General features: G+C 43.4%; 6 protein-coding genes and 2 pseudogenes. 5 read left to right on the top strand and 3 right to left on the bottom strand.

Annotation, left to right across the window (positions count from 1 at the left end):
• The 5 genes and pseudogenes from thiD to tenA all read left to right on the top strand — a co-directional run.
• Window positions 1-745 (top strand): annotated as a pseudogene (gene thiD, locus L4C33_RS18735) (bifunctional hydroxymethylpyrimidine kinase/phosphomethylpyrimidine kinase); the annotation flags it as partial.
• A 55-nt stretch (window positions 746-800) separates the two neighbouring features.
• Entirely contained in the window at window positions 801-1,589 is a 789-nt protein-coding gene (locus L4C33_RS18740) for an ABC transporter ATP-binding protein (protein ID WP_428813932.1), read from the top strand.
• A complete protein-coding gene (locus L4C33_RS18745) occupies window positions 1,582-2,379 on the top strand; it encodes an ABC transporter permease (RefSeq protein ID WP_428813929.1) in 798 nt (265 codons plus the stop codon). Before L4C33_RS18740 ends, L4C33_RS18745 begins: the two co-directional genes overlap by 8 nt.
• 141 nt (window positions 2,380-2,520) lie before the next feature.
• The gene (locus L4C33_RS18750; RefSeq protein ID WP_428813933.1) at window positions 2,521-3,417 is read left to right on the top strand and encodes an ABC transporter substrate-binding protein; all 897 of its coding nucleotides are present in this window, start codon (window positions 2,521-2,523) and stop codon (window positions 3,415-3,417) included.
• A gap of 17 nt (window positions 3,418-3,434) precedes the next feature.
• Window positions 3,435-4,100 carry a thiaminase II gene (gene tenA, locus L4C33_RS18755; RefSeq protein ID WP_428813930.1) on the top strand — a complete coding sequence of 222 codons (666 nt, stop codon included), beginning with the start codon at window positions 3,435-3,437 and terminating at the stop codon, window positions 4,098-4,100.
• A gap of 87 nt (window positions 4,101-4,187) precedes the next feature.
• Here the strand turns inward: tenA and L4C33_RS18760 are convergent, their stop codons facing one another.
• The 3 genes and pseudogenes from L4C33_RS18760 to L4C33_RS18770 all read right to left on the bottom strand — a co-directional run.
• Window positions 4,188-4,832 carry a DsbA family oxidoreductase gene (locus L4C33_RS18760; protein WP_428813931.1) on the bottom strand — a complete coding sequence of 215 codons (645 nt, stop codon included), beginning with the start codon at window positions 4,830-4,832 and terminating at the stop codon, window positions 4,188-4,190.
• Window positions 4,833-4,952: 120 nt separating this feature from the next.
• Window positions 4,953-5,681 carry a sulfite exporter TauE/SafE family protein gene (locus L4C33_RS18765; RefSeq protein WP_428813934.1) on the bottom strand — a complete coding sequence of 243 codons (729 nt, stop codon included), beginning with the start codon at window positions 5,679-5,681 and terminating at the stop codon, window positions 4,953-4,955.
• Window positions 5,682-5,833: 152 nt separating this feature from the next.
• Window positions 5,834-6,031: pseudogene (locus L4C33_RS18770) on the bottom strand (MFS transporter); the annotation flags it as partial.

Raw genomic sequence — 6,031 nt, forward strand, 5'->3', positions numbered from 1 at the left:
ATTAAAGCCATTTCTGCCACTGGTGGTTATGCGTGTTCAGTGATTACCGCAATTACTGCTCAAAATACCCTTGGCGTTTCAGCCATTTTTCCTATCCCAATTGAGCATGTTGAAAAGCAGCTCGATGCCGTGTTTTCAGATCTGAATGTTGTCGCAGTCAAAGTGGGCATGCTCGCTGACTCTAGCATTATCAAAGTTGTCGCTTCTAAGATTAAGCAGTACCGACCTGAGTTTTTGGTGGTCGACCCTGTGATGGTGGCGACTAGTGGCGATTTATTACTGGAACAATCAGCCATCAGTACATTAAAAGCTGAGTTGCTGCCTCTCGCCGATGTCATTACTCCTAATCTTCCTGAAGGGGCGGCTCTGATCGGCAGCGCTGTCCCTGAAAATGAAGATCAGATGGCACAAATGATCACTGAATTACGTGCTTTAGGTGCTAATAGTGTGCTCTTAAAAGGTGGGCACCTTGAGTCTGATGAGAACAGCAATGACTTACTGATTTTTCCTGAAAGCGTTGAACGCCTAAGCGCCAAAAGAGTCTCGACTACGAATACTCATGGAACGGGTTGTACGCTTTCTTCTTCTATCGCCTCTTTCCTCGCTCAAGGCTACTCACTTTTAGACGCCGCCAAATTGGGTAAGTGTTATATCTCAAATGCTCGCTCATGCTGATGAATTGAATATTGGAAAAGGCCATGGCCCTGTAAATCACTTTTTCCACGGTCATCGTGATGTTTGCTAGCACTCAACTTGTAGATAGTGAGGAGTCTTGCGAATTGAGGCCGAGAGTACAAGGCTTGCATCATATTGAAATAGTCGGTGGACACCTTAAGTACAAGGACAGTCTACAAGCCACACTTTCCGGTTTAAATATGCAAATTCCACTCGGAAGCTGGACTTGCTTACTGGGCAGAAGCGGTTGTGGGAAAACGTCTTTATTACGATACCTCGCGGGTCTTTTGGATGAAAAAGCCCAGTGGTCTGGTGAAGTGCTCATCAAAGCTGAAGACAAATTATCTTCGATTCGTATCAGCGACCGCATTGCTTACATGGCGCAACAAGACTTGTTGATGCCTTGGTTGTCTGTGATTGATAACGTTTTGCTAAGCGACAGGTTTGGTCACAACAAGCGTTCTAGTAAAGATAAAACAAGTAATAACAATAGCTCAGAGCGAAGAGAGCAAGCATTAGACCTGTTAGCTAAAGTTGGTTTAGAAGGTAAATCGGCATTGTTACCACAGCAGTTATCTGGAGGGATGCGTCAACGTGTTGCTTTGGCGAGAACCTTAATGCAAGACAAGCCCATAGTACTTATGGATGAGCCTTTCTCTGCCCTAGATGCTGTGACTCGGCATCGCTTGCAAAACTTGGCTCACGAATTATTGAGTGAGAAAACCGTTGTCTTGATCACCCATGATCCACAAGAAGCGATTCGTTTAGCGAGTAAGCTTTTCATTATGCAGGGCACTCCAGCCCATGCAGAAGAATTGGCAGTGCCTGAGTCAGTCATACCACGAAGGATTGACGCTGACTGCGCGGTGTTACAGCAAAGCATTATTGAGAAGTTGGAGAGCGACTATGAGTGACATGACTCAACTTAACGTCATCTCACAAGGCCTTAAACGCAAAGAACGAGCATCACATCCAGCGGCTCGTATTGTGATCAGCATTTTAGTCATCATCGGGATTTGGCAGAGCGTTGTGGTTATCTTTGAAATGCCGTCTTTTATTCTTCCAGCCCCTTTGGAGGTGTTTGAACGACTGATTCAACGCTATGACGTGTTAGCAAAACATACGTGGGTGACTGCGAAAGAAATTGTATTGGGTTTATTACTCGGCCTTTCTATGGGGATGCTGTTTGCGTTACAGATGTTGCTATTCAAACCGGTGAAGCGTTGGTTACTGCCTATCTTAATCGCAAGCCAGGCCATTCCGGTATTCGCTATCGCTCCGGTACTCATGCTGTGGCTAGGCTATGGCATAGCCTCTAAAGTCGTTATGGCTGCTTTGATTATCTTCTTCCCAGTGACAACTTGCTGCTATGACGGATTAAGAAATACCCCTACTGGGTATCTCGATCTCGCGAAAACCATGGGAGCAAGTAAATGGCAGATGTTAAGACATATTCAACTTCCCGCGTCATTACCTACTTTGGCCTCTGGTATTCGAGTTGCCGTCGTTATAGCTCCGATTGGTGCGGTGGCTGGCGAGTGGGTCGGTTCGAGTGAAGGGTTGGGCTATTTGATGTTACAGGCGAATGCTCGAATGATGATTGACGAAATGTTTGCTGCTCTATTTATTTTATCAGTGGTGTCAGTGTCGCTCTATTTCATCGCAGATAAAGCTCTGAAAAAATTTATTCCTTGGGAAGCATAATCCTAGAAAGAGCTTCTCTAGTGGTAAAGCAAAAAGCGTCAATGATTGACGGTCTATTATAAAAATGAAAATTCAAAAGGAAATCCAGTGAAAAACAAATCAATTATAAGCGCAGTTGCGCTTGCAGCTTCAGCATTCACAATGAATGTACAAGCTCAAACAAAAGAACTAACGCTAATGTTGGACTGGTTTGTGAACCCAAACCATGGCCCTATTGTTATCGCTAAAGAACGAGGCTACTTCGAAGAGCAGGGTTTAAAAGTGGTAGTTCAAGAACCAGCAGATCCAAGTACGCCGCCAAAGCTTGTTGCTGCAAATAAAGTCGACCTGGCTATTTCATATCAACCTAACCTCACCATTGATGTTGCGGCTGGATTACCTCTTATTCGAGCGTCTACGTTGATCGCGACGCCACTAAATACTCTGATGGTTCTAGACAATAAAAAGGTCGATGATCTTTCGGATCTTAAGGGCAAAAAGATTGGTATCGCTATTGCAGGAAATGAGGAAGCGACGATAGGTACAATGCTGAAAACGGGTGGCGTGAATTACGAAGATGTCCAAATTATCAATGTGGGATGGGCACTATCTTCATCTTTAGCCTCTGGCAAAGTGGATGCGATTTGGGGTGGGTTACGTAATTTTGAAACCAATCAGTTGGCATTAGAAGGTTATGAGTCAAAAGCATTTTTCCCAGAAGAACATGGTGTTCCAGCTTATGATGAGTTGGTATTTGTAGCAAACGCAAACACCTACGATAAAGAAGCGATTCAAGCTTTCAACAAAGCATTAGAGCAAGCGACGACCTACATTGTTAACCACCCTCAACAGTCATGGAAAGAGTTCGTCGCTTATGCGCCAGATACGTTAAATAATGAGTTAAATGAGCGTGCATGGAACGATACCTTAACTCGATTCGCTCTTCGTCCTTCAGCGGTAGATCTAAAACGTTATGATGATTACGCGCAGTTTATGTATGACCAAAAAATCATTAAAACGCTGCCTAAAGCCCAAGACTACGTACCAAGCTTTCAATAAGAGTGATGTAATAGAATATGAATCATCAAGACTTAATTAACGCATGCCGTGAAGATTGGGATGCCTATACTAAACACCAATTTGTTCAGCAATTGGGTAATAGCCAATTAGCTCAACCTTGCTACTTACATTACTTAAAGCAAGACTTTTTGTTTTTGAAGCAGTATGCAAGAGCGTACGCGCTAGCTATTTATAAAGCTCGTACACTTGCTGATATGCGCAAAGCTCTTCCAAGTGTTCATGCGCTGCTGGATTCAGAGATTGGCCATCATGTGACGTACTGTAGCCAATGGGGATTGACTGAGTCTGACTTAGAAGGTGAGCCAGAAGACTTTGGTACTGTCGCTTATACTCGTTATGTATTAGATGCTGGAATGACAGGGGATATTGTTGACCTGTATGCCGCGCTTGCACCTTGCTCAATCGGTTATGCTGAAATTGGACGAAACCTGATTAACGATGAACAAACCGTATTAGAAGGTAACCCGTTCGCAAGTTGGATTGAACTGTATAGCGGTGAAGAGTTTCAGAAGGGTGTCGCGCAAAGTACAGCGCACCTTGATGAGCTACTTTCTGAGATTGATAAGACTAGTCAGCGTGGACAAAATCTAATTGAAGTGTTTAGAACGGCAACACGAATGGAGATTGCATTCTGGCAACAAGGACTTGATGTTGTGAATTGATACTAGCTATTAATTAAGTACTAACAAATAAAAAAGAGCGCGCTGTGCTCTTTTTTATTTTAAATATCACAGGGCAGCGCAAACGTTTTAGCCTAGATCAGAAATTTCTTTGATCGCCTGAGCGAGAGTTTCAGGTTCTTGAGCTCCGGTAATTAAATGCTTTTTATTGATGATATACGCCGGAACGCCTTGAATACCTGCATTCGTCCATTGTGTTTCAATAGCTTCCACTTCTTTGGCCCACTCACTGCTTTCGATTACTTTGATTGCTTTGTTTCTATCTAAACCGACAGACTCAACAATATCGAGTAAGGCGTTGTTATCTTCAATGCATACGTTATCTGTGAAATACGCAGAAAACATCGCGAGCTTCAAGTCAGCTTGTTTTTCGAAATCACCTGCCCACAGTAACAACTGATGAGCTTTACGTGTGTTGTACATGCGCATGTCGTGTGAAAAGTTAAAACTAAACCCTAGCTCTTTCCCTGTATTCGTAATCATGTCACGAGTTTCACGGCTTTGTTGAGGTGTCGTGCCGTATTTTTCGATTAGGTGTTCGCTAAGGTTCTGACCGCCGGTTGGCATTGAAGGATTAAGCTCAAAAGGGTGGAACTGAATGTCGGCAGTAACCTCAGCTTTAAGTTGTTCCAGAGCGACCTGTAATCGTCTATAGCCAATGATGCACCAAGGGCAGACGACATCAGATACAATATCTATAGTTACTGTTTTCATTTTTATTCTTATCTACGTAATGAACTGTTAGGTGCATAGTAACAATCGGAAATATTTCTACAATCTGACGCATCGAGGGATATGTTCTAATTTGCCCCATTGACTTTTTTCATCAGAAGACTAGGTCATCGATAGACCTTGCCAAATCGCAGTAATACCACTGACTGAGCAGAGTCCTAAAGCCCCAATTCGAATCTTTTCTTTGGGTAATGCTTGAGTCGTTAACATTGCCAACTTGTAACCAAGCCAAGAAGCCGGAATTAATGGAATCGTGATAGTTAAATGGTGCAGAGTCAGAAAGCCAGCAGGTATTTGCACTAGTAGTGAAAGAATAGAACTGAATACAAAGAATGCAGATAAGTTACCGCGTAACTCACTCGCTTCTTGATGTTGAAGTAACAGAGCCATAGGTGGGCCACCTATAGCTGAGCTGGTACCAAAGAAGCCAGAAAAGAAGCCAGCAATTCCCATGCGTGCTGGTGTGGGTTCTATTCGAAACGGTAACAGACTAACAATAACGGCAAATACCACAAGAAAGCCTAGCCACAAGGATAGGGCGCTGGTTGAAACCATAACGAGTAATACACCGCCAGCGAGTGACCCTGGCACACGGCCAATCAACGCCATTTTTAAACCACCGATCGATATGCTTGAACGGTGTTTCATGGCGTTTAGAATTGAAATAAACAATGCCACGATACAAATTGGTGCGGGAACATAGTCAGGCGAGACTAAAAAGAGTAATGGTGCAGCAACAATAGCTAAACCAAAGCCAATAGCCGTTTGTACAAAAGAGCCGATAAATATAAGTACAATAGCGATTAAGGCTGATTGATCTAAGCTTTCGATAAGCATGGTTCACCTGACGTAATAGGAGTTGGAACGTGTGGAATAAAGTTGCCTTAATGTTAATAGATTTGCGGTAAGAAAAACGGAAAAGTTAAATAATAATGGCCTCTCTGCCACAATTTAATTTGAAAGTGGCAGAGAGGTGCAGATTATCACGCGTTGGCGAGTTGTAAGCGTTCAACAGGCTTATCGTTAATAGGGAAGTGAATCAGTGCAGCTATGAATGCCATCACGACCGTCGACCACCAAATCGGTTCGTAAGAGCCATAGTAGTCATAGATTCGACCGCCAACCCAAGCACCAAGGAAGCTTCCCACCTGGTGAGTGAAAAATACGAGTCCGTATAAGCT

It is taken from the genome of Vibrio makurazakiensis (genome assembly GCF_050337375.1).
GTDB classification, from domain to species: domain Bacteria; phylum Pseudomonadota; class Gammaproteobacteria; order Enterobacterales; family Vibrionaceae; genus Vibrio; species Vibrio makurazakiensis.